This window comes from Roseateles sp. PN1 (assembly GCF_038419725.1).
Lineage (GTDB): Bacteria > Pseudomonadota > Gammaproteobacteria > Burkholderiales > Burkholderiaceae_C > Paucibacter_A.
Window position 1 is genome coordinate 265,425 of record NZ_JBCARA010000003.1, and the last position, 21,641, is coordinate 287,065.

Here is a 21,641-nt window from a genome sequence, read left to right on the forward strand (position 1 = left end):
GGTGTTGACTCTTTGCTGCGAAAGCGCAGCGTCAAGCCGTGAACCAATGTTCGCGAGCCTTCATGATCATGGTTCGGGCGGCGCCCTCATCCATGCCAGACAGTTCAACGAGTTCGTCGACGGCCAGATCGGCCAGGTCGTCGCGGGTATGGATATCGCCATCGGAGAGTTTGGCAACCAGTTCGGGCGTCATGCCCTCGAGGTCACGCAGGTCTTGGGACACTTCCTCAACCTTTTCTTCCCGGGCGATTTCCATGGTCAACAGCGCATCCTTGGCTCGGGTACGCAATTCATTGACCGTGTCTTCGTCGAAGGCCTCAACTTCCAGCATTTCTTGCATAGGCACGTAGGCCACTTCTTCCAAGCTGGTGAACCCTTCAGCGATCAGGATGTCGGCGACTTCAGCATCCACATCGAGTTTCTCGATGAAGAGCTTGCGCACCGATTCCGATTCCTGCTCATGTTTAACAGCCGATTCCTCGGCCGACATGATGTTGATACGCCAGCCGGTCAGCTCGGAAGCGAGCCTCACGTTCTGGCCGCCGCGACCGATGGCGATGGCGAGGTTTTCCTCATCCACCACAACATCCATCGCATGACGTTCTTCGTCCACAACAATGGACTGCACATTGGCCGGAGCCAATGCGCCGATGACGAACTGTGCGGGGTCTTCCGACCACAGCACGATGTCCACACGCTCACCGGCCAATTCATTCGTGACACCGTTGACACGGCTGCCACGCACGCCGACGCAGGTGCCGATCGGGTCGACACGCTTGTCGTGCGACAGCACGGCCAGCTTGGCGCGCGAACCGGCATCACGAGCGCAGCTCTTGATCTCCAGCAGACCTTGCTCGATCTCAGGCACTTCCTGAGCGAACAGCTCAGTCATGAACTGAGGCGCGCTGCGCGACAGCATGATTTGCGGGCCGCGCTGCGTCGGGTCAACACCCAGGATCACTGCACGCACGCGGTCGCCGGTACGCAGGTTTTCCTTGGGGATCATTTCCGAGCGCTTCAGGCGGCCTTCGATGCGACCCGACTCGGCAATGATGTCACCCTTGTCCAGGCGCTTGACCGTGCCGACGAAGATCTGCTCGCCGCGCGCCATGAAGTCGTTGAGCAGCTGCTCACGCTCGGCATCACGGATTTTTTGCAGAATGACCTGCTTGGCCGCTTGCGCACCAATGCGACCGATAGGCACCGACTCGATGGGCTCTTCGATATGGTCTTCGACCTCGATGTCGGGGATTTGCTCCTGCGCTTCAAACAGCAGGATTTCGGCATCGGGGTTTTGCAGGCCAGCCTCGTTGGGCACAACGTGCCAACGGCGGAAAGTCTCGTAGGCACCGGAATCCCGATCCACGGACACGCGAATGTCAGCCTCGCCTCCACACAGCTTCTTGGTCGCCGAAGCGAGTGCCGCCTCGACAGCACCGAACACCACATCGAGCTCGACGCTCTTCTCGCGAGAAATCGCGTCCACCAGCATCAACAGTTCGCGGTTCATTGATCAGGACCTCCGTCAATCTTGTCATCTGTTTTCGCAGCCTTCACCTTGGCCGGCGTCTTCTTACCGGTTGCTGGCTTGCCGCCACGACCCTTGAAGCTGAACACGGGCACCAAACGTGCCTCGCGAACTTCTTCAAGAGAAAAATCCAGGGCCTGCTCGGCCTTGCCATCACTAAAAACTACGCGCCAGGCAGCCGCTGCCGGCGCATCTTCGGCCGGAGCCGCTACGTCTGCGCCTGCCGTCTCAGCAGGCAGCGCCGACAGCACGCCGGAATATTTCTTGCGCCCCTGGAAGGGCATGCGCAGCGTGATCTCGATCTCTTCGCCGACGAAACGCTGGTAGTCGCTGGACTTCTTCAGCGGCCGATCCAGGCCGGGGGAGGAAACCTCCAGACGCTCGTAAGCGCAGCCTTCAACTTCCAGCAGGTATTGCAACTGGCGCGTCACGCGCTCGCAGTCTTCCACATTGATCAGCTCGCCGGCCAAAGCCTGCTCAGGCAGCTTATCGAGATACACGCGCAGCAAGCCAGCGGGACTGCGTTCACAGTCCACAAGGTCGTAACCCAGTCCGGTTACGGTTTTTTCTACAGCTTCCTGCCAATTCATGCGTCGTGCAGCTCCAACTTTTCAAGAACTCATGCGTCTTGCGACCCGAGCCAAATCAATGTGAATCAAATTTTATGCAAAGAGCGATCGAGCAAAAAAAATGGGCTGGATGAATCCGCCCAACTTTCAAACCCTGGCCAAGCCGGGGCTTCGAAACAAGCGCTCAAAGTAATTAAGAGCTTGTGATTACGCTCGCCTCATCTCTTCAGCGAAGCCGGGATTGTACTATGCAAGCTCAGTGCCGACAAGCAGATGCCCCGGTTTCGCTCTAAGCCATGCGAAAATCTGCGGCTGATTCAATACAAAGGAGCAACCATGGGATTTCTCGCAGGCAAGCGATTGCTGATCACGGGCGTCTTGTCCAACCGATCCATCGCTTACGGCATTGCAAAAGCCTGCCACCGCGAAGGTGCGGAATTGGCCTTCAGCTACCAAGGCGAACGCTTCAAGGACCGCATCACCGAGTTTGCAGCCGAGTTTGACTCCAAGCTGGTGTTTGACTGCGACGTGTCTGACGACGCGCAAATGGAAGCCCTGTTCGCTAATTTGGGCGAGGCATGGCCCGAGTTTGACGGTTTTGTGCATTCCATTGGTTTCGCTCCCCGCGAAGCCATTGCCGGCGACTTCCTGGACGGCCTGACGCGCGAGAACTTCCGCATCGCCCATGACATCTCGGCCTATAGCTTCCCCGCCATGGCCAAGCTGGCAGCACCGCGCCTGCGCCCCGGCGCCGCCTTGCTGACCCTGTCCTACCTGGGTGCGGCGCGCTATGTGCCGAATTACAACACCATGGGTCTGGCCAAAGCCTCGCTGGAAGCCAGCGTGCGCTACCTGGCGCAATCGATGGGCGCTCGCGGCGTGCGAGTCAACGGCATCTCCGCCGGCCCGATCAAGACCCTGGCAGCCTCCGGCATCAAGGACTTTGGCAAGTTGCTGAGCCAGTTCGCCGCGTCCGCGCCGATTCGCCGCAATGTAACCATTGAAGACGTCGGCAATGTGGCTGCCTTCTTGCTGTCCGACTTGGCCGGCGGCGTCAGCGCCGAGATCACCTATGTAGACGGCGGCTTCAGCCACGTTGCCATGGCTGGCGAAGCCTGATCAAAGTAGCACTGCAATGAGAAAAGGGCCTGCAATTGCAGGCCCTTTTTTATTCCAGCAAGGCAAGCCAGCCCGAAAGCCGGCCAGACCTGTCGCTTACTCAGCGTCCACGCAATCGACGAAGTAACGCGATTTGCCGTCCTCGCCCTTCTCTTCGACCAAGCCATGCACATCGGTGGCAAAGCCGGGGAACTTGGCATTGAAGTCGCGGGTGAACTTCAGATAGTCCACAATCTTCTTGTTGAAGCGCTCACCGGGAATCAGCAAGGGGATGCCTGGCGGATAAGGCGTCAGCAACACAGTCGTGACTCGGCCCAGCAAATCATCGATCGGCACCCGCTCGGTGCGGCGATGGGCGATGTAGGCATAAGCATCGCTGGGCTTCATGGCCGGCTGCAGGTCGGACAAATAAACGTCCGTCGTCAGGCGCGCGATATCACCCTTGGCATACATGCCGTGGATGCTCTGGCACAGATCCTTCAGTCCCATGCGCTCGTAACGCGGATTGGCCGCGCAGAACTCCGGCAGGATGCGCCACAGCGGCGCATTGCGGTCGTAGTCGTCCTTGAACTGCTGCAGCGCCGTCAGCAAGGTGTTCCAGCGCCCCTTGGTGATGCCAATGGTGAAGAGGATGAAGAAGGAATACAGACCCGTCTTCTCCACCACCACGCCATGCTCGGCCAAGAACTTGGTGACGATGCTGGCCGGAATGCCGGTCTCGGCAAACTTGCCGCTCATGTCCAAGCCAGGGGTGATGATGGTCGACTTGATCGGGTCCAGCATATTGAAGCCGGGAGCGATCTTGCCAAAGCCATGCCACTTTTCGTTGGCCTTGAGCATCCAGTCGGCCGGCTCGCCAAAACCGTCTTCGGTCAGCTTGTCCGGACCCCAGACCTTGAACCACCAGTCCTGGTCGTACTCGGCCTCCACCTTGCGCATGGCGCGGCGGAAGTCCAGCGCTTCGGAGATGCTCTCCTCCACCAAGGCCGTGCCACCGGGTGGCTCCATCATGGCCGCCGCCACATCGCAGCTGGCGATGATGGAGTATTGCGGGCTGGTGGAGGTGTGCATCAGGTACGCTTCGTTGAACAAATGCTTGTCCAGCTTGACGTTCTGCGAGTCCTGCACCAGCACTTGCGAAGCCTGGCTCAGGCCAGCCAGCAGCTTGTGGGTGGACTGGGTCGCGTAGACCATGGCCGTCTTGGGCCGCGGGCGGTTCTTGCCCATGGCGTGATAGCTGCCGTAGAAGCTGTGGAATGCCGCGTGCGGCAACCAGGCCTCGTCGAAATGCAGGGTATCGATCCAGCCGTCCAGCTTCTTCTTGATGGTTTCGGTGTTGTAGAGCACGCCGTCGTAGGTGCTTTGCGTCAGGGTCATGATGCGCGGCTTGACGGTCTTGACATCCACCCCCTTGAGCAGCGGGTTGGCGGCAATCTTCTTGCGGATGGCGGCCGGCGAGAACTCGCTCTCGGGAATCGGGCCGATGATGCCGTAGTGGTTGCGCGTGGGCGTCATGAAAACCGGCACGGCGCCGGTCATGATGATGCTGTGCAAGATGCTCTTGTGGCAGTTGCGATCCACCACCACCACATCACCCGGCGCCACCGTGTGGTGCCAGACCATCTTGTTCGAGGTGCTGGTGCCGTTGGTGACGAAGAAGCAATGGTCGGCATTGAAGATGCGCGCGGCATTCTTCTCGGACTCAGCCACCGGGCCGGTGTGGTCCAGCAACTGACCGAGCTCTTCCACCGCATTGCAAACGTCGGCGCGCAGCATGTTTTCACCAAAGAACTGGTGGAACATCTGGCCGACCGGGCTCTTCAGGAAGGCCACGCCGCCGGAATGGCCGGGGCAGTGCCAGGAATAGGAGCCGTCTTGCGCATAGTCCATCAGCGCCTTGAAGAACGGTGGCGCCAGGCCATCTAGATAGCTCTTGGCCTCGCGGATGATGTGGCGAGCCACAAACTCCGGCGTGTCCTCGAACATATGAATGAAGCCATGCAGCTCACGCAAGATGTCGTTGGGCAGATGCTGGGAGGTGCGCGTCTCGCCGTAGATGTAGATCGGAATGTCGGCGTTCTTGAAGCGAATTTCTTCAATGAACTTGCGCAGGCTCAGCACGGCCGGGTCCAGCTCGGGGCCGGGCGTGAATTCCTCATCGTCGATCGACAAAATGAAGGCACTGGCGCGGCTTTGCTGCTGAGCAAACTGGCTCAGGTCGCCGTAACTGGTGGCGCCCAGCACTTCGAAGCCCTCTTTCTGGATCGCGTCGGCCAAGGCACGGATACCCAAACCCGAGGTATTCTCGGAGCGATAGTCCTCGTCGATGATGACGATGGGAAAGCGGAAACGAAGCATCTTTGAGCCTCCAGCGGGCGGGGTCAGAAAAACAAGAGGCGCGAAGTGTAGGGCCAAGCTTAGGCTTGTGACGGGCCAAGTGCAAAAACGGCACAACACTTTGGTCTCAAAGCCAAGCCGTAGATGCCCTCAGCACCGCCCCTAGAACTCCAAAGCCATCTCCGGTCATTCTGCAGGGCGCGGCTTACACTGCTTTTCATGATGACTGTGGAGGCATGACATGGAGATGACTTTGTCCACCGCCTGGTGGATTGCCGCTGGCCTTTTGGTGGCCATCGAGCTGGGCACCGGCAGCTTTTACCTGCTGATGCTGGCGATTGGCTGTGCGGCTGGCGCCATTGCCGCCCACCTCGGCCTGGGCGGCAGTGCGCAGATGGTGGCCGCAGCTGGCGTGGGCGGCGCCGCCGTCGCGCTGTGGCATCGCAAGCGCAGCCTGGGCACGCGCGCCTTGCCTGCCAACGCCAATCCGGATGTGCTGATGGACATTGGCCAGAGCGTGCAAGTCAAACATTGGCACGCAGACGGCAGCACCCAGGTGCAGTACCGCGGCGCCGAATGGCAAGCACGCTTTGCCGGCACCGGCGCGCCGACGGCAGGCCGCTACACCATTCGCGCCATCGAAGGCAGCCGCCTGCTGCTCGATCACTGATCAACGACCATCACACAACAACACAGAGGGAATCGGAAAAATCATGGAAATCGCATTCATTCTGCTGATCATCGCCATCGTCTTCATCGTGCAATCGATCAAGGTGGTGCCGCAGCAAAACGCCTGGGTGGTGGAGCGCCTGGGTAAATACCACGCCACCCTCACCCCGGGCCTGAACTTTTTGCTGCCCTTCATTGACCGGCTGGCTTACAAGCATTCGCTCAAAGAAATCCCGCTGGATGTGCCCAGCCAGGTTTGCATCACCAAGGACAACACCCAGCTCACGGTTGACGGCATCCTGTACTTCCAAGTCACCGACGCCATGCGCGCCAGCTACGGCGCCAGCAACTACATCGTCGCCATCACCCAGTTGGCGCAAACCACGTTGCGCTCGGTGATCGGCCGCATGGAGTTGGACCGCACTTTTGAAGAGCGCGCCATCATCAACACTACCGTGGTTGAAGCCCTGGACGAAGCTGCCCTGAACTGGGGCGTCAAGGTGCTGCGCTATGAAATCAAGGATCTGACCCCGCCGCCAGCCATCTTGCACTCCATGCAAGCGCAGATCACGGCTGAACGAGAAAAGCGCGCCCTGATCGCCGCCTCGGAAGGCCGCCGCCAAGAGCAAATCAATATCGCCACCGGCGAGCGCGAAGCCGCCATTGCCCGTTCCGAAGGCGAGAAGCAGGCCGAAATCAACAAGGCCGCCGGCAATGCCGCCGCCATCACCGCCGTGGCCGACGCCACCGCCGGCGCCATCGAGAAGCTGGCCGCTGCGATTCAACTGCCGGGGGGCGACCAAGCCGTGCAACTCAAGGTGGCCGAGAAGGCCGTGGACGCCTACGCCCAACTGGCCCAGAAGAACAACACCATGATCGTGCCGGGCAATATGTCCGAGGTCTCCGGCCTGATCGGCACCGCCATGGCATTGATGCGCGGTAAGCAAGCCAAGTAAGCTCCTCCGCCAGCCAGACCGCCCGGCCCACTATTTTCAGGAAACTTCGCCAAGTTTCCTTTCGAGCCTAAAAACTGAGCTATCATAGCGGGCTTCGGAGAGGTGGATGAGCGGTTTAAGTCGCACGCCTGGAAAGCGTGTGTGGGTTTATCCCCACCGCGGGTTCGAATCCCGCCCTCTCCGCCAGTGGATTAGAAGCCCTGAAATGCAGTCAAGTTGTTGACTTCGCGTTTCAGGGCTTTTTCTATTCCCAGGCGCAAAGACCCCAAGCAGTTAGCCACGCATTTCACTTCTTTTCCAGGCCGGCAAAATCAAACAGCACATGGGCCGCAAGCTTGCCCGGCCGGCCGGCCTGGAAACGTCGTTTGCCCAGCCGGGCAAGCCGCCAACTTCAGAGATGCTCGCTGCGGTACTCGCTCGGTGATTTCTGCGTGCGGCGGCGAAAGGCGCGGCTGAAGTTGGCGGTATCACAATAGCCCAGGCGCTCAGCAACTTCTGCCACCGACACGCGGCCATTGCTCAGCAGCGCGCAGGCGCGGTCCAGCCACAGGCCGTCATGCAACTCACTGAACAGCACGCCCTCTTGCTTGAGTCGCCGGTCAATGGTGCGTTCTGACACACCCAGTTGCGCAGCAACGCCCTTCAAGCTAACGGGCCACACCTCCGCCTGGTTCATGATTTTGCTGACCACGCTGATCCAGGACTCCTCGGGCTCAGCACCAGAGATCTGGTCATTCAGTTGCTGCTCCACGCTGGCGACGATATCGCGCGAGGGCATGGGCAAAGGTAGCGCGAGGAAGGCGGCGTCCATGCAGACCACCACCCCCGGCGGCGCATCCGCATTGAAATGAAAGCGCGTCGGCTGCAAAGCCAGATAGCGATCCAGATGCTTGGGCTCCGGCATCGAGAGTCGGATATCACAAGGCAACATGCGCTCCCCGAGCAGCAGTTTCAAAGTGGTGTGGGTAGCCACAGCCAGCACTTCTTGGTAGAAAGCGACCCGGTCTTGGCTCATAGGCCCGACCGGTGAAAACTCGGTGCGACCCAGTTTTTCGCTGCGGCGGTAGCTGATGCTGAAGGCCGCGGTCAGGTGAAACTGCTGGCGTATCGCCAGGCTCCACACCGCGTTGATGTCCGGGCAGCCAATCAAGCCGTAGCCCAGCAAACCGTGGGACGTCGGCGTCAGCATTTGACCGAATTCAAAGCCCAGATCACCGCGGCCGCTCAGCTCCGCCGCGGACACATAGATGCGCTCGGTTTCTTCCAGCGTGATGCGCAGATTGCCTTGCTTGTGCTTGAACTCGGCCGGGTCCATGCCGGCGCGGGCCAGCACGCGCTCCCTGGGGATGCCCCAGGACTCCAGCAGATTCAGCATCAGCCCGGCGTAGCGGGATGGTGCGGTTGGCTTGCGATTGTTCATTCTTCTTTTTTGGTTTCTAGGCTTCGCTATGCAAGGCATCTCTCCAGCGCGCTGCATGCCTAAGTGTTTAACCTTAATTGTCGCCAATTGACTGCGGCATGGCAGATTGTGACAAAGCGCGAACAGCCAGCACGCCAAATAATCCAGCCAGCTCGTACTCCTCAAAACAAGACAAGTTCAGCGGTCCACGCTGTTCGCGAATCAAGTCGGTCATTGTCAATTGACCGTCACGCACCCAAAGAAGGAATGATCTGATGAAAAACCCTCGCTCGCCTTGGCTGGTGGCCGCGTTTTCCTTGGGACTCGCGGCTTGTGGAGGAGGCAGCTCCACCCTCACCCCTGCTCCCGCCCCAGTCACGCCGACAGCCCCGGCTCCGGCGCCACCGGCGGCCGTGGCTGGCATCGTGGTCACCCCGGCACAGATGAACTCCGAGGATCTCAACACGATCTTCTTCCGTGCCCGCGAAGGCGACACCATCACCTTGCCGGCGGGCAAGTACGTGTTCAAGCGAACGCTCAAACTGAGCGTCAACAACGTCACCGTGCTGGGCGCAGGCAATGGCTCAGACCCCGCCAGCAACACCATCTTGTCCTTCAAGGACGCGGCAGAGACCAACGGGCTGGAGGCGCGCTTCGTCAAGACCGTGACCTTGCGCAAATTTGCGGTGGAAGACGCGGTGGGCGATGCCATCATGATTTCCAACTCCACCGACGTGCTGATGGACACGGTGCGCGCCGAATGGACCACCGACCCGGTGAAGACCTCGCGCATGGCCTACGGCCTCTACCCGGTCGCTTGCGACAACGTGACCATCATCAACAGCAAGGCCATCGGCACCCGGGATGCCGGGGTCTATGTGGGCCAGTCGAAGAATATTCGCGTGGTTGGCAATGACGTCTATTACAACGTCGCCGGCATCGAGATCGAGAACTCACGCAATGCCATCGTCGAGCAGAACTATGTGCACGACAACACCGGCGGCATCCTGGTGTTCGCTCTGCCAGGCACCTATCGCTTCGCCACCAACGACGGCACCATCGTTCGCAACAACAGAATCATTGACAACAACCTGCCCACGGCCGCCAATGCCACCGGCTTTGTCACCGCCGTGCCGCCCGGCACCGGCGTGATGGTGCTGGCCTCGCAAAACACCGAGGTGCACGACAACATCATCACCAAGCACAAAACAGCCGCCGTGCTGGCCATCAGCTTCCAGGCCACTCAGTTTGCCTACGACCCCAAGGTCTACGACCCACATCTGCGCGGCTTCTATGCCCACAACAACAAGATCGACGATTTCGGCAGCGCACCGACTGCCGCTTTCGCCGACCCGGCAAGTCTTGGCCCGGTGGTAGACGGCCTGTTCGCCTACCTGAAGAGCAATAACTTGCCGCAGCGCTTGCCCGCCGTGGTCTGGGACGGCATTGTGGATGTGGCCACCGGCAGCACGGGCAGCCAGGGCCAAGGCGGCAAGTACACCGGCAATCTGCAGGTGTGCTCGAAAAATAACGTCATCGACACGCTGACCGTGCCGGGCCAGATTTCTTACGAGAACATCGACCTGGATCTGGTTGCCCTGATGCAGGGCTTGTCCAGCGCGCCCCTCTTCCCCTTCCCGGAACGCATGAACTGCAGCATCAGCATGCCGGCGGTAACCGGCCTGCCCTGAATCAGTGGCCCCGGCTAACAACCCGCACTGAGCGACCTTCACTGCAACGCGCGGCCCCGTTTCGGCATCGCCCACATGAGCACAAAGCAGCTAATGCCGTCGGCATGTGGGCGTGAGCGCTAAGCCAAACGCCGCCGCCCCATCAGGAGACAACAAGATGAGAGTCAACACCATGAAGCCCAAGCAACTCGCCTGGATCGCCGCGACCACCCTGAGCATGGGCCTGCTCGTCAGCTGCGGTGGCAGCGACAACACGGCCAACGAAACGCCCACGCCGCCCGTGACGCCCACCGCACCGAGCGAGCCTGCGGTCAAGATCTTCGAGCAAAGCACCGCGCCGGACAAACTCTCGGATTGGCACTTTGTCATCAGCGATGGCAAAAAGCTGAGCTTGAACAAGAACGTCGTCCCCTACGACCTCAACACTCCCCTGTTCTCCGACTATTCCTTCAAGCTGCGCGCGCTCTATGTGCCGCCGGGCAAGCAAATCACTTACAAGGCCGATGGCTCGATCGAATTCCCGATCGGCTCGGCCATGATGAAGACCTTCTACTACCCCAAGGCCACCGGCACCGACGCTGCCTACGCCGCGGTGGCGCGGCAAAGCCAGACCGTACAAGGGGATTCGATTGATCTGGCCAACAACCTGCTGGTTGAGACGCGGGTGCTGGTTTTGCAGCCCAACGGCACTTGGTCCGGCCTGCCCTATCTGTGGGATGCCGACCAAAAAGACGCCAAGCTCAAGATCGGCGGAGCCGATGTCAAGCTCGAACTGGTGGGTGCCGCTGGCGCCAATGAGAAGTTCGTCTACGGTGTGCCAAACGCGCAGAGCTGCCAGCAATGCCACGCCACCCAGTCGGCCGGCGGGCAGGGCATCCTGCCCATCGGCCCCAAGCCACGCAATTTGAACAAGACCTACGCCTACAGCGCCACCGTCACCAAGAATCAGTTGGTGCACTGGGATGAGTTGAAGCTGCTGTCGGGCTTCCCTGGCATCGCCAGCGCTCCGGTCAATGCCGACTGGCGCGACACCACGCAAACCGTGGAAGCCCGCGCCAAGGCCTATCTGGACGTCAATTGCGCGCACTGCCACAGCTCACGCGGTGCAGCCTTCCAGACCGGCCTGATGCTGGACATCGACTCGGTCGGCACCACCAGCCCCTCCACCTCGCAGTGGGGTGTTTGCAAGAAGCCCCTGGCCTATGGCGGCCCCGGCGCGCCCTACCGCTACGGCATTGAGCCCGGCCAGGCTGACGTGTCCTTGCTGCTCTATCGCATGAGCCACACCACGACCGGTGACGTCATGCCGGTGATCGGACGCCAAGTCAATCACACCGAGGGCAATGCCTTGGTGAAAGACTGGATCAACCAGTTGAGCTTGCCGCCCTGCCGCTGAAGTACGCTTATTGCCAAATCAGAGCCAATTCAAAGCCGCAAGTTTTTCCGTCAAGCGCAAGCCGCCCTCGCGTTCTTTTTTGAACCCAAGCGGCTTGACACTCACTCGCAGGAGACCACCCCATGGCCAGACCCATTCAGGCTCACGCCCTCCCCCGCCAACATGTTTTGGCCGCCTTGATCGCCAGCGGCCTGGCGTTTTTCATGCCTCTGGACCAAGCCCAGGCAGCCGGCTACCGCTTCGGCACGCAAAGTGCCTCAGGCGAAGGCACGGCCAACGCCAACGGCGCTGAGGGCGAGGACGCCAGCGCGCTGTTTGCTAACCCCGCGGCCATCACGCGCCTGTCAGGCCTGCGCTTTTCGGGCGTGATTGACTATGTCAAGGCTGACATCAAGTTTGTCGATCAGGGCTCCTTCATTTCCTTACCCGGTTCAGGCTTCCAGCCTGTGGCGATCTCGCGCGCCGGCGACACCCAAGCCATCACCAGCACGGCGGTGGTGCCCCATCTTTACGCCAGCTACCAGTACTCCGACACATTGAGCTTCGGCGCCGGCATGTTCGTGCCTTTTGGCGCCAAGCTGGAATACGCGCCGTCCTGGGGCGGCCGCTACAACCTCAATGCGGTGGACCTGAAGTCCATCGCCTTCAACCCCAATGTGGCGTGGAAGCCGAGCAAGGCCGTGTCTGTGGCCTTCGGCCTCACGGCCCAGCGCATGGAGGGTGATCTAACCCGCGCCGTGCCCTATGGCTCCGTCTACGCCAGCGGTTTGTTGGCCGCTGCACAGCAGGCCGCACTGGGTGGCGCACCAGGCCTCGCCTTGCAGTTACGCCAACAGGCCGCACAGGTCTTCGGTGACGCATCGTTTGATGGCTCCATTCGCGTGAAGGGCGATAGCTGGGCCTTTGGCCCCAACCTCGCCCTGATGTGGGAGCTGAGCGAGCAAACCCGGCTGGGCCTGGCCTGGCGCGGCAGCATCGCGCATACGCTCAAGGGCAATGCCGACTGGACGCAGCCCAGCACCCTGCCGCCCACCGTGCTGGCCGCCATCACCGGCAAGCCGGGCGATGGCCACAGCAAGCTTGACCACAATGACTCGGGTGCCTCGCTGTCGGTCAAAACGCCTGACTCGCTGTCCATTCACGCCTTCCACCAGATCGACAGCCGCTTCGCCGTGATGGCGGATGCCACCTGGTACCGCTATTCGCTGCTGCAAACCCTGCGCATTGACTTTGACAGCACGGCAGCACCGTCGGTGACCGCCGAACATTGGAAGGATTCCTGGCGCCTGTCCGCCGGTGCCAATTGGCGCGTCAACCCGGCGCTGATGCTGCGCGCGGGCGTGTCTTACGACAAGTCCCCGGTGGACGCGGTGTATCGCAGCCCCGCGCTGCCTGACTCCGACCGCACCTGGTATGCCTTGGGCGCCAACGTCGCCATCAACAAGCAAGCCAGCGTGGATCTGTCCTTCGGCTACGTGAAGCTCAAGGAGGCCCCGATGAGCGCCACCGACGACGGCGCCGGCATCCAGCCCTGCAGCTGCGCTTACTCCACCGTGCGCGGCAATTACGAAAGCACCGCCAAGACCTTCGGCGTGCAGCTGAACTATCAATTCTGACCCCCACGAGGCCATCATGGACAGACGCAGTTTTCTTCGCAAATCGGTCGCGCAAGCTGGCGCCCTCATCACCGCCTCGTCAGTACTCACAGGCTTGAGCGGCTGCGGCGGCGGCTCGGACGGCGAGGCCATCGTGCCCCTGCCGCCCACCTTCCCCGGCACCGACCAGCCCGTGCCCGCCACCCCGGCCGCCACTGGCGCCTACAAGTTCCCGCAAAGCGTGGCCTCGGGCGACCCCAAGAGCGACGGCGCCCTGCTGTGGGCACGCGTGGTGCCGGCCGCGGCTGATGACATCCTGAGCGCCGGCACGCCCGCCAACTTCAGCGTGCGCCTGCGCATCAGCAGCGCAGACAACGCGGCCGCCCTGGGCAGCGACACGGCGCTGAGCGGCACCCTCACCAGCGATGTCGAAGTGCCGGTTTACGCCCTCTACGACAACACCTTGCGCCACCGCATCCGCGGCCTGCAATCGGGCACCACCTACTACTACCAGTTCACCGCCGGCGACTCGCGCTCCAAGGTGGGCCGCTTCAAGACCGCGCCCGCGGCTGACGCCGACGTCAGCAACCTGAAGTTCGCCTATATGGCCTGCCAGGACTGGAGCGTCAACCACTGGGCCGGCTTGAGCAGCCTGGTGAAGGAAGACATCGACTTCGTCGTCCACCTGGGCGACTACATCTACGAAGCCGTTGGCGCCGACTACCAAGCCGGGGGCGTAGAAGCCGCCCACAGCGCCCTAGTCTTGCCCAATGGCGTGAGCCTGCCCAGTGGCGGCAAATATGCCAGCAGCCTCGCCGACTACCGCTATCTATACAAGCGCTATCGCAGCGACCCCCGCCTGCAAGCCCTGCACGAGCGCTTCGCCTTCGTCGCCATCTGGGACGATCACGAGTTCTCAGACGACTGCTGGCAAGACCGCTCCACCTACGACAACGGCAGCTTCAACGCTGGCACGGGCGCGGCGGACAACACCGTTCAGACCTCGCGCCGCCTCTCGGCCAGCCAGGCCTGGTTCGAGTTCATGCCGGCCGACATCAGCTTCACGCTGGACGCCGGCTACGGCATCAGCAATATCCGCATCTACCGCGACCTCAAGTTCGGCAAGCTGATGCATCTGGTGATGACGGACCAGCGCCTCTACCGTGCTGACCACCTGATCCCTGAAGCGGCGCCCAGCCCCCTGGATGGCAAGCCACTGGGCCAGATTGGCGCACGCTATATGGTGCCCGAGGCCACCCTGGCCGGCATCGAAGCGCAGAAGATCGACGCCGCCAAAAAGCTTGGCCTGCCCGACGAGATGACCCTGGTCAGCGTTCTGGGCACAGCGCAGCGCCAGTGGTGGATGGAGACAATGAAGAGCTCCACCGCCCTGTGGAAGATCTGGGGCAATGAGACCTCGCTGCTGAAGATGATTGTGGATGGCGCCAAGCTGCCCACCGCACCGGCCGCGCTGAAGACCCGCTTTGTGCTGAATGCCGACCAATGGGACGGCTATAACGGCGAGCGCAAGCAGCTGATGGCCCACCTGGCTACGAACAAGATCAGCAATGTGGTGGCCGTCACGGGCGACATCCATGCCTTCTTTGCCGGCACGGTGATGGACGACTTCAATGCCGCCAGCCCCAAGCCGGTGATGGTGGATCTGGTGACCGCAGGCATCTCCAGCAACTCGCTCTTCAGCTACTTTGTGGGCGCCGCCAACTCACCCGCTTTTGCGGCCGTGAAGCCCCTGGTGGTGGTCAATGAAGTGGCTTGCGAGGACATCGCCATTCAGATGCTCTCGGCCGCCATCGCCATGGCCTCGGGCGTGACCGACTTGAGCAATACCGCGGCCATTCAGGCGGCGGTGATGGGTGCCATCGGTGCTGGTTTGATTCCGCTGGCAGCCGTGCAGCCCACACCGGGCCTCAGCACTGCGCCCATCAACACCTTCGACGAAACCTTGAATGGCCATATGGGTGACACCATTGCCGCCACCAATGCGCGTCTGTCGGGTGAAAGCAAGTCGACGGCTTGCTCGACGCTGTATCTCCTGATCGCCGACAGCTTGTCCAAGGCCCTGGGCATCCCGATTGGCTTTGTGCCCGCCCCAGAGGTGGTCAAACGGATGAACCCCTTTGCTAACGCCACCACCGGTGAACCGCCGAGCGCCAACAACCCATGGCTGAGCTATGCCGATTCCAATGCGCAAGGCTATGCCCTGGTGAACCTGAGCAAAACCGAATTGGTGTGCGACTTCAAGAAGATGGCGCCCTTGAGTGGCGGCGCGGCACCCACGACGCCTGTCGCCTCGGTCAAGCGGGTGCGCGTGCCGGTGGGCAAGGTGCAGGTGGTGTTGGATTGAACGACAACTGCATGATGGTCCAAGCCCGACTGCAGGGCCTGGCATGAGCACTGTCCGCCACCTGCCCGCCCCGCCACCCAGCGTGGTGGCCGAAGGCGCCCCTGCCAGCGGCCGCTTCGCTGGGCGCATCACCCACATCGACTGGCGAGAGCTAAGCGGCTCTTTCAGGCGCTCAGCAGTTTGGCGACGTTTTCATCACAAGCGCTGGCAATACGTGGGCCTCGGCAATGAGGCGGTGTTCATCGGCCTGGCCATCGTCGATGTGGGCTGGACCTGCACCGCGTTTGCCTACGTCTTTGACCGCAAAAACAAGCGCTTGCTGGCCGACTGGAGTCAGGACGGCTTGCCCGGACTGCAATGCCAGTTGAGCGATGCGCCGGTCACGGGTGCCTGGGCTTGGTTCCGAGGGCTTGGTGCTCATCTGAGTTTTGAGCATCAAGCCCCAGATTGCATGCATGTCAAGGTCAAAACCTCCGGCTTGAACCTGGAGCTAGAAATAGACCTGTCTGCCACAGCCCCGTGGCTGCTCGCCGTGGGCGCCATTGGCACGGGTGGAGTGGCGCATGCGACCCAGAAAAGCTCCGCCCTGCCGGTGCGCGGCCAGGTGCAAGTTCAAGGTCAAACCTTCGCCCTGGACGATGCCTGCGCCAGCATTGACAGTTCCAACGGCCTCTTGGCGCGCAACACCGAATGGCGCTGGGCCTGCGCGCACAGTCCCGAGATCGGCTTCAATCTGCAAAACGGCTACTTCGGCGGCAATGAAAATGTCCTGTGGTTAAACGGGCAACTCATTCCCCTGGGCGCAGCTCGTTTCGAGTTTGATGCCCAGCAGCCGCTCAAGCCCTGGCGCGTCAGCACGGAGGACGGGCTGCTGGATTTGAGTTTCAGCCCCGAGGGCGCGCGCCAGCAGAATCGCAATCTGCTCATCGCCGCCAGCCAGTACATCCAGCCCATCGGCACTTTCAGCGGCTGGGTCAAGCCTGCGGCTGACGCAGCGCCCTACGCGGTCAGCGATCTGCTCGGCGTGACCGAGGACCATCGCTCGACTTGGTAGACAAGCCCCGGGTCAATCGCCCAAGTCAATCAGCGCCGCCAGTGTCTGGCCAGCCAAGGCCGCAGGCAACTCGTAATCCGCCAGCACCCAAGCCTGGGTCTGGCTGGCAGCGGCCTGGCTCAGCAAGTCATGGACCCAGCGGCAAGAGCGACCATCCAGCGCGGCATAAGGCATGTCTAGCAGAAGCAGTTGAGCCCCACAGAGCGCCGCGGCCAACAAGCCGAGTTTGCGGCGGCTGCCGGTGGACAGCATGTACATCGGCTTGGCCATGTGCTCCGCCAAACCCAGGGCCTCGATCAAAGCAGGCTCCTCAGCCGCACGCCAGCCCGGATAGCTGGGCCGCAGCGCCGCCAACCACGCTTGTGCAGGCTCGGCGTCATGCTCCGAGGACTCCGGGCATTGGTAGTACAGGGATAGGCCCTCACTACGACGAAGCTGCCCGCTGCTGGGCGCCAAAACGCCGGCCATCAAACGGAGCAAGCTGGTCTTGCCGCGACCATCGCCACCGCGCACCATGCTCAAGCCGGGTCGCAGCGAAAAGCTCAAATCAGTCAACAAAGCACGGCCGCCCACCTCCAGGCACAGGTTCTCCACGATCAAGAAGGCGGCATTGGGCAAGCGGGTGGACTTATCTGGCGAATTCATGGCCAGCATTCTGCCTGCCGCGGCCAGCGCTGCCGCGACTGCCTGGCCCTTGAAAATATACGTTTCATCTGCATATCGTATAATTTTCGCCATGGGAATCGTCAAAATTTCAGACCAAATGCATGAGAGCCTGCGCATCGCCAGCAATGCGCTCTCGCGCTCCATCAATGCGCAAGCCGAGCATTGGATGCGCATCGGTATGGTGGCCGAGCTGCATCCTGACCTTGATCACCGCGAGATCAGCCAGCTATTGATTCGCGCCGAGCAGGCAGGCGGTTTCGATCTCGCCACCGTGGCTGCTTGTTGCGCCAGTGAGTTAGGGCAAGCCAAAGTCACACCGACGCACAAGCCCAATAAATCCGACAAGAACAGCAAAGCAGGTCTGCAATGAAAAGCATCAAAATTCGCAGTGCCAATGAAGTGGCCAAGTCCCGCGAGGCCGGCAAATTGGCCGCCCAAGTGCTGGCCATGATCGCGCCTCATGTGCAGCCCGGCGTCAGCACCGAAGACCTGGACCGCATTTGCCACGACTACATCGTCAATGACTTGAAGGTCACGCCCGCCAATGTGGGCTACCACGGCTTCACCAAGACCCTTTGCACCTCTGTCAATGAGGTGGTGTGCCACGGCATCCCCTCCGGCAAGAAGATTCTCAAGGCAGGTGACATCATCAATATCGATGTGGCCGTGATTAAGGACGGCTGGTTCGGCGACACCAGCCGGATGTACTTTGTGGGTGACGCCATCAGCCCCTTGGCGCGCCGCTTGGTCGACACCACTTACGAGGCACTCTGCGCCGCGATCCGAACCGTTCGCCCCGGCGCCCGCCTAGGCGATGTGGGCCACGCCATTCAGACGGTAGCGCACCGCGAAGGCTTCAGCATCGTGCGCGAGTACGGCGGCCACGGCATCGGCGACATCTATCACGATGAGCCGCATGTCTTCCACTTCGGCCAGGCCGGCCAGGGCCTGGTGCTGAAGGAAGGCATGATCTTCACCATCGAGCCCATGATCAATGCCGGCAAGCGCGGCATCCGTGAACTAGCCGATGGCTGGACCGTGGTCACTCAAGACCGTTCCTTGTCGGCCCAATGGGAGCATATGGTCGCGGTGACCTCCGATGGCTTCGAAGTGCTAACACCTTGGCCAGACGGCTACGGCGACTACCCCGGCATCAGCTGACGCTGTAGCAGAAAAGTCGCTTAGACCAGCACTTCGACGAACATCGGCTGGCTCAAAAAGCCAGCCGGGCTGGCGCTGGCCCCGTAGGCGCCGGATTGAAACACCACAACCAGATCGCCGATCTCGGCGGGCGGCAATTGCATCCGGTCCGCCAGCAAGTCCAGCGGCGTGCACAGCGGCCCCACCACCGACGCGAGTTCCAGGCTCGCTGACTCAGCCCCGGCAGCCACCGCACGATCCGCCACGATGGTGACCGGATAGTTCTTGCGGATGACCTGGCCGAAATTGCCAGACGCTGACAGGTGGTGGTTCAGTCCACCGTCGGTGACCAGATAAACCTGGCCACGCGAGACCTTGCGGTCGACCACCCGGGTCACGTACACCCCGGCCTCGCCCACGAAGTAGCGGCCCAACTCGATCACGAGCGAGGCGCTGGGCAGATCTTGAGCCGCACGCTGCACCAGCGTAGCCAAGTTGGCCGCAATCGGCCCCAGATCCAGCGCCGCTTCGCCCGGGAAATAGGGAATGCCGAAACCGCCACCCAGGTTCAAGAACTTGACCGGGCTGGGCGCATGGGCCGCCAGGCGCAGAGCCAATTCATACGACTTCTGCTGCGCCTCACAAATCGACTCGGCACGCAGGTTCTGCGAGCCCGCAAACAAGTGGAAGCCTTCGAAAGCCAGGCCCAGGCGGCCGATCTCCTGCAGCAGCGCGGGCACCTCTTCAGCATCCACGCCAAACTGTTTGGGGCCGCCGCCCATCTTCATGCCAGAACCCTTCAGCTCGAAGTCCGGGTTGACGCGAACCGCCACCCGCGCAGGCAAGCCCAATCGCGCCGAGGCTGCCGCCAGCACGGGCAACTCGCGGGCCGACTCCACATTCACCAGGACGCCGGCCGCCACCGCCTGATTCAGTTCGATATCCCGCTTGCCTGGCCCGGCAAAGCTGATCTCGGCCGGGTCAGCACCGGCGTCCAGCGCCACTTTCAGCTCACCGGCCGAGGCCACATCAATGCCGTCCACCAGGCCTGCCATCAGGCCCACCAAAGCGGGCATGGGGTTGGCCTTCATCGCGTAGTGCAGCTTGATTTCAGGTGGCAAGGTTTGCCGCAGCTGCGCCACGCGGGCGCGCAGCAAGTCGCGGTCGTAGGCGTAGAACGGCGTTTGCCCCACGCGCGCAGCCAAGCGGCGCAGCGGCTGCTGGCCCACCAGCAAATCGCCCTCTACGCGGCCGAACTGCGTCATGGGGGCATGCACAGGCGCGGGGCGGCTCGGTGCGGGAGGCGAGATGGGGCTATCAGTGGCCGAGCTGGACATGGTGCGAGGGTTCTCGATCAGAGTCTGCAATAGAAAAAAGGATGCGCTGAAATTGAGCGTTCGGGACTCAGGCCTGATCGCGCCGCTCCAGCCACTGGCCGGCCAAGAGCTTGCGGTCGATCTTGCCATTCGGATTGCGCGGCAAAGGCCCCGCCTGAACCTCGATGCCCGCTGGCACCATATAGGCCGGCATGTGCTGGCGGCATTGCGCTTGCAAGGCCGGCAAATCCACGCCCTCGGCGCCCACAGGCGCGGTAACGATGACCTGAATCGCCTGGCCCAAGCTTGGGTGATCAACGCCAAAGGCAATGCATTCCCCCACCAGCTGGGTAGCGTAAAGAATCTCTTCCACCTCGGTGGGGCTGACGCGATAGCCCGAGGTCTTCATCATCTCGTCGCGACGGCCGACAAAGTACAAATAGCCCTCGGCGTCCATGCGCACGTTATCGCCGGAAAACACCGCGTACTCCGGCAGCTGCAAGCCGGCCTCACGGCCTGGCGCCCCTGCGGGTAGCAGCTTGTAGCGCTCGGCGGTTTTCTCGGCATCATTCCAGTAGCCCAGGCCCACCAAGGCGCCGCGGTGCACCAGCTCACCCACCTCGTCCGGCGCGCAAGCGCTGCCGTCTTCGCGCAGCACCAGAATTTCGGCGTTAGGAATTGCCTTACCAATCGAATCCGGCCGACGATCCACCTCGGACGGCGGCAAATAGGTGGAGCGGAATGCCTCGGTCAAGCCGTACATCAGGAAGGGACTGGCGCTGGGCGCGCGCTGGCGCAACAAGCCCAGGGTCTCACGCGGCATGCGGCCGCCGGTATTGGCGAAATAGCGCAGCTTGGCGTCAATGGCGGCAGGCCAGTCCAGCTGAGCCAGCTGAATGTAGAGCGGCGGCACGGCGGTCAGGCCAGTGACGCCTTCGCGCTCCATGGCCCGCAGCACATCTCGCGGCATCAGATAGTTCAGCAAGACCACCCGCGCGCCCACGTGGAAGGCGGTGGTGAGCTGGCTAAAACCCGCATCGAACGACAAAGGCAAAGCGGCCAGCAGCACATCGTCCGCCCGGTTTTCCAGGTAGGAGGCCACGCTTTTGGCGCCTGCCACCATATTGCGATGCGACAAGACCACGCCCTTGGGCCGGCCGGTGCTCCCCGAGGTGTAGAGAATGGCGGCCATATCGGTGTCGATGACGCGGTAGCCTGCACGCGGCGCGGTCGCAACAAAGTCGGCCCAGAGAGGTAGGCGCAAGCGGGCATCGAGCGCAGCCGCGCCAATGTCAGCTACGCCCTGCCCGCCATCGCCAGCACCGGTGAGCAGCACATGGCGCAAGGAAGCCGAACCGGCCAAGGTGTCTTGCAACATGGCCAGCCGCTCAGGCGAAGTCAGCAGCACTTGCACGCCACAATCCGCCATGATGAAACCCACCTGCTCGGGCTTGAGCAAAGGGTTGATCGGCACGAAGACGCAGCCCGCCGCCGGCGCCGCGAAGCTGGCCACCACGGTCTCAAAACGCTTTTCAAGATAGATGCCAACCCGCGTGGCACGCGGCAAACCCAGCGCCATCAAGCCCGCCGCGAAGCCCTCGATCTGCGCGCCCAGCTCGGCGTAAGTCATCTGCTGCGAGCCAAAGCTCAAGGCAATCGCTGCCGGCCTGCGCGCCGCTTGAAGCAGCGGCAAATCATGAAGAAGCACCGAGAGGTCTTGCTGAGCGTCCGAAGAGGTGGCTGTCATGCGGTCAATAGCTGGTTGAACGGTGGCGTCACCATGGGAGGAGACGCCAAGGAAATCGCCAAAATGTAGCGTATCGCCAGAGCTTCGCCACCCT

General features: G+C 61.8%; 17 protein-coding genes and 1 tRNA gene. 11 read left to right on the plus strand and 7 right to left on the minus strand.

All coding sequences use genetic code 11. The annotated features are described in order from the left end of the window. Positions 1–31 precede the first annotated feature (31 nt). Both nusA and rimP read right to left on the minus strand, forming a co-directional pair. Positions 32–1,510 carry a transcription termination factor NusA gene (nusA, locus tag AABB87_RS06275; RefSeq protein WP_058719750.1) on the minus strand — a complete coding sequence of 493 codons (1,479 nt, stop codon included), beginning with the start codon at positions 1,508–1,510 and terminating at the stop codon, positions 32–34. Beyond that, positions 1,507–2,118, minus strand: coding sequence for a ribosome maturation factor RimP (rimP, locus tag AABB87_RS06280; protein ID WP_341970465.1), 612 nt, complete (start codon positions 2,116–2,118; stop codon positions 1,507–1,509). The genes nusA and rimP overlap by 4 nt, the downstream gene beginning before the upstream one ends. Before the next feature lie 315 nt (positions 2,119–2,433). Here rimP and fabI point away from each other — a divergent pair, with 315 nt between their 5' ends. Continuing rightward, positions 2,434–3,216 (plus strand): enoyl-ACP reductase FabI, encoded by a 783-nt coding sequence (gene fabI, locus AABB87_RS06285; protein WP_058719752.1) that lies wholly within the window; start codon positions 2,434–2,436, stop codon positions 3,214–3,216. A 96-nt stretch (positions 3,217–3,312) separates the two neighbouring features. On the opposite strand, the gene AABB87_RS06290 is transcribed toward fabI, so the two are convergent. Next, on the minus strand, positions 3,313–5,574 hold the full coding sequence (locus tag AABB87_RS06290; RefSeq protein WP_058719753.1) for an arginine/lysine/ornithine decarboxylase: 2,262 nt from the start codon (positions 5,572–5,574) through the stop codon (positions 3,313–3,315). A 220-nt stretch (positions 5,575–5,794) separates the two neighbouring features. Here AABB87_RS06290 and AABB87_RS06295 point away from each other — a divergent pair, with 220 nt between their 5' ends. From AABB87_RS06295 to AABB87_RS06305, 3 genes are all read left to right on the plus strand, one after another. Next, positions 5,795–6,223 (plus strand): NfeD family protein, encoded by a 429-nt coding sequence (locus AABB87_RS06295; RefSeq protein WP_341970466.1) that lies wholly within the window; start codon positions 5,795–5,797, stop codon positions 6,221–6,223. A gap of 43 nt (positions 6,224–6,266) precedes the next feature. Then, positions 6,267–7,178 (plus strand): SPFH domain-containing protein, encoded by a 912-nt coding sequence (locus AABB87_RS06300; RefSeq protein WP_058719754.1) that lies wholly within the window; start codon positions 6,267–6,269, stop codon positions 7,176–7,178. Between the two features lie 96 nt (positions 7,179–7,274). After that, positions 7,275–7,364 (plus strand) — tRNA-Ser (locus AABB87_RS06305). Positions 7,365–7,569: 205 nt separating this feature from the next. Here AABB87_RS06305 and AABB87_RS06310 read toward each other — a convergent pair. Next, complete coding sequence (locus tag AABB87_RS06310) at positions 7,570–8,598, minus strand: AraC family transcriptional regulator (protein WP_341970467.1); 1,029 nt, start codon at positions 8,596–8,598, stop codon at positions 7,570–7,572. Positions 8,599–8,852: 254 nt separating this feature from the next. On the opposite strand from AABB87_RS06310, the gene AABB87_RS06315 reads away from it, so the two are divergent. The 5 genes from AABB87_RS06315 (at position 8,853) to AABB87_RS06335 (ending at position 16,678) form a co-directional block, all read left to right on the plus strand. Further along, positions 8,853–10,268 (plus strand): parallel beta-helix domain-containing protein, encoded by a 1,416-nt coding sequence (locus tag AABB87_RS06315; RefSeq protein WP_341970468.1) that lies wholly within the window; start codon positions 8,853–8,855, stop codon positions 10,266–10,268. A 157-nt stretch (positions 10,269–10,425) separates the two neighbouring features. Further along, positions 10,426–11,664 (plus strand): SO2930 family diheme c-type cytochrome, encoded by a 1,239-nt coding sequence (locus tag AABB87_RS06320; RefSeq protein WP_341970469.1) that lies wholly within the window; start codon positions 10,426–10,428, stop codon positions 11,662–11,664. Positions 11,665–11,786: 122 nt separating this feature from the next. After that, positions 11,787–13,280 carry an OmpP1/FadL family transporter gene (locus AABB87_RS06325; RefSeq protein WP_341970470.1) on the plus strand — a complete coding sequence of 498 codons (1,494 nt, stop codon included), beginning with the start codon at positions 11,787–11,789 and terminating at the stop codon, positions 13,278–13,280. Between the two features lie 16 nt (positions 13,281–13,296). Next, the gene (locus AABB87_RS06330) at positions 13,297–15,624 is read left to right on the plus strand and encodes an alkaline phosphatase D family protein (protein WP_341970471.1); all 2,328 of its coding nucleotides are present in this window, start codon (positions 13,297–13,299) and stop codon (positions 15,622–15,624) included. Positions 15,625–15,667: 43 nt separating this feature from the next. Beyond that, positions 15,668–16,678 carry a DUF2804 domain-containing protein gene (locus AABB87_RS06335; RefSeq protein WP_341970472.1) on the plus strand — a complete coding sequence of 337 codons (1,011 nt, stop codon included), beginning with the start codon at positions 15,668–15,670 and terminating at the stop codon, positions 16,676–16,678. A gap of 12 nt (positions 16,679–16,690) precedes the next feature. Here the strand turns inward: AABB87_RS06335 and AABB87_RS06340 are convergent, their stop codons facing one another. Continuing rightward, positions 16,691–17,323: an ABC transporter ATP-binding protein gene (locus AABB87_RS06340; protein WP_341970473.1), complete on the minus strand. Its 633-nt coding sequence runs from the start codon at positions 17,321–17,323 to the stop codon at positions 16,691–16,693. 91 nt (positions 17,324–17,414) lie between these two features. Between AABB87_RS06340 and AABB87_RS06345 the strand changes: the two genes are divergently transcribed. Together AABB87_RS06345 and map are read left to right on the plus strand one after the other, a co-directional pair. Further along, complete coding sequence (locus AABB87_RS06345; protein ID WP_341970620.1) at positions 17,415–17,714, plus strand: ParD-like family protein; 300 nt, start codon at positions 17,415–17,417, stop codon at positions 17,712–17,714. Then, a complete protein-coding gene (gene map, locus AABB87_RS06350) occupies positions 17,711–18,505 on the plus strand; it encodes a type I methionyl aminopeptidase (RefSeq protein ID WP_341970474.1) in 795 nt (264 codons plus the stop codon). Before AABB87_RS06345 ends, map begins: the two co-directional genes overlap by 4 nt. 20 nt (positions 18,506–18,525) lie before the next feature. On the opposite strand, the gene AABB87_RS06355 is transcribed toward map, so the two are convergent. Both AABB87_RS06355 and AABB87_RS06360 read right to left on the minus strand, forming a co-directional pair. Then, the gene (locus tag AABB87_RS06355) at positions 18,526–19,821 is read right to left on the minus strand and encodes a pyridoxal-dependent decarboxylase, exosortase A system-associated (protein WP_445944838.1); all 1,296 of its coding nucleotides are present in this window, start codon (positions 19,819–19,821) and stop codon (positions 18,526–18,528) included. A 67-nt stretch (positions 19,822–19,888) separates the two neighbouring features. Further along, the gene (locus AABB87_RS06360) at positions 19,889–21,547 is read right to left on the minus strand and encodes an acyl-CoA ligase (AMP-forming), exosortase A system-associated (protein ID WP_341970475.1); all 1,659 of its coding nucleotides are present in this window, start codon (positions 21,545–21,547) and stop codon (positions 19,889–19,891) included. Between the last annotated feature and the right edge of the window lie 94 nt (positions 21,548–21,641).

Bases quoted from the DNA above. Each gene is read 5' to 3' on its own strand.
- nusA (WP_058719750.1), bottom strand. From the start codon at position 1,510: ATGAACCGCGAACTGTTGATGCTGGTGGACGCGATTTCTCGCGAGAAG.
- rimP (WP_341970465.1), bottom strand. From the start codon at position 2,118: ATGAATTGGCAGGAAGCTGTAGAAAAAACCGTAACCGGACTGGGTTAC.
- fabI (WP_058719752.1), top strand. From the start codon at position 2,434: ATGGGATTTCTCGCAGGCAAGCGATTGCTGATCACGGGCGTCTTGTCC.
- AABB87_RS06290 (WP_058719753.1), bottom strand. From the start codon at position 5,574: ATGCTTCGTTTCCGCTTTCCCATCGTCATCATCGACGAGGACTATCGC.
- AABB87_RS06295 (WP_341970466.1), top strand. From the start codon at position 5,795: ATGGAGATGACTTTGTCCACCGCCTGGTGGATTGCCGCTGGCCTTTTG.
- AABB87_RS06300 (WP_058719754.1), top strand. From the start codon at position 6,267: ATGGAAATCGCATTCATTCTGCTGATCATCGCCATCGTCTTCATCGTG.
- AABB87_RS06310 (WP_341970467.1), bottom strand. From the start codon at position 8,598: ATGAACAATCGCAAGCCAACCGCACCATCCCGCTACGCCGGGCTGATG.
- AABB87_RS06315 (WP_341970468.1), top strand. From the start codon at position 8,853: ATGAAAAACCCTCGCTCGCCTTGGCTGGTGGCCGCGTTTTCCTTGGGA.
- AABB87_RS06320 (WP_341970469.1), top strand. From the start codon at position 10,426: ATGAGAGTCAACACCATGAAGCCCAAGCAACTCGCCTGGATCGCCGCG.
- AABB87_RS06325 (WP_341970470.1), top strand. From the start codon at position 11,787: ATGGCCAGACCCATTCAGGCTCACGCCCTCCCCCGCCAACATGTTTTG.
- AABB87_RS06330 (WP_341970471.1), top strand. From the start codon at position 13,297: ATGGACAGACGCAGTTTTCTTCGCAAATCGGTCGCGCAAGCTGGCGCC.
- AABB87_RS06335 (WP_341970472.1), top strand. From the start codon at position 15,668: ATGAGCACTGTCCGCCACCTGCCCGCCCCGCCACCCAGCGTGGTGGCC.
- AABB87_RS06340 (WP_341970473.1), bottom strand. From the start codon at position 17,323: ATGAATTCGCCAGATAAGTCCACCCGCTTGCCCAATGCCGCCTTCTTG.
- AABB87_RS06345 (WP_341970620.1), top strand. From the start codon at position 17,415: ATGGGAATCGTCAAAATTTCAGACCAAATGCATGAGAGCCTGCGCATC.
- map (WP_341970474.1), top strand. From the start codon at position 17,711: ATGAAAAGCATCAAAATTCGCAGTGCCAATGAAGTGGCCAAGTCCCGC.
- AABB87_RS06355 (WP_445944838.1), bottom strand. From the start codon at position 19,821: ATGTCCAGCTCGGCCACTGATAGCCCCATCTCGCCTCCCGCACCGAGC.
- AABB87_RS06360 (WP_341970475.1), bottom strand. From the start codon at position 21,547: ATGACAGCCACCTCTTCGGACGCTCAGCAAGACCTCTCGGTGCTTCTT.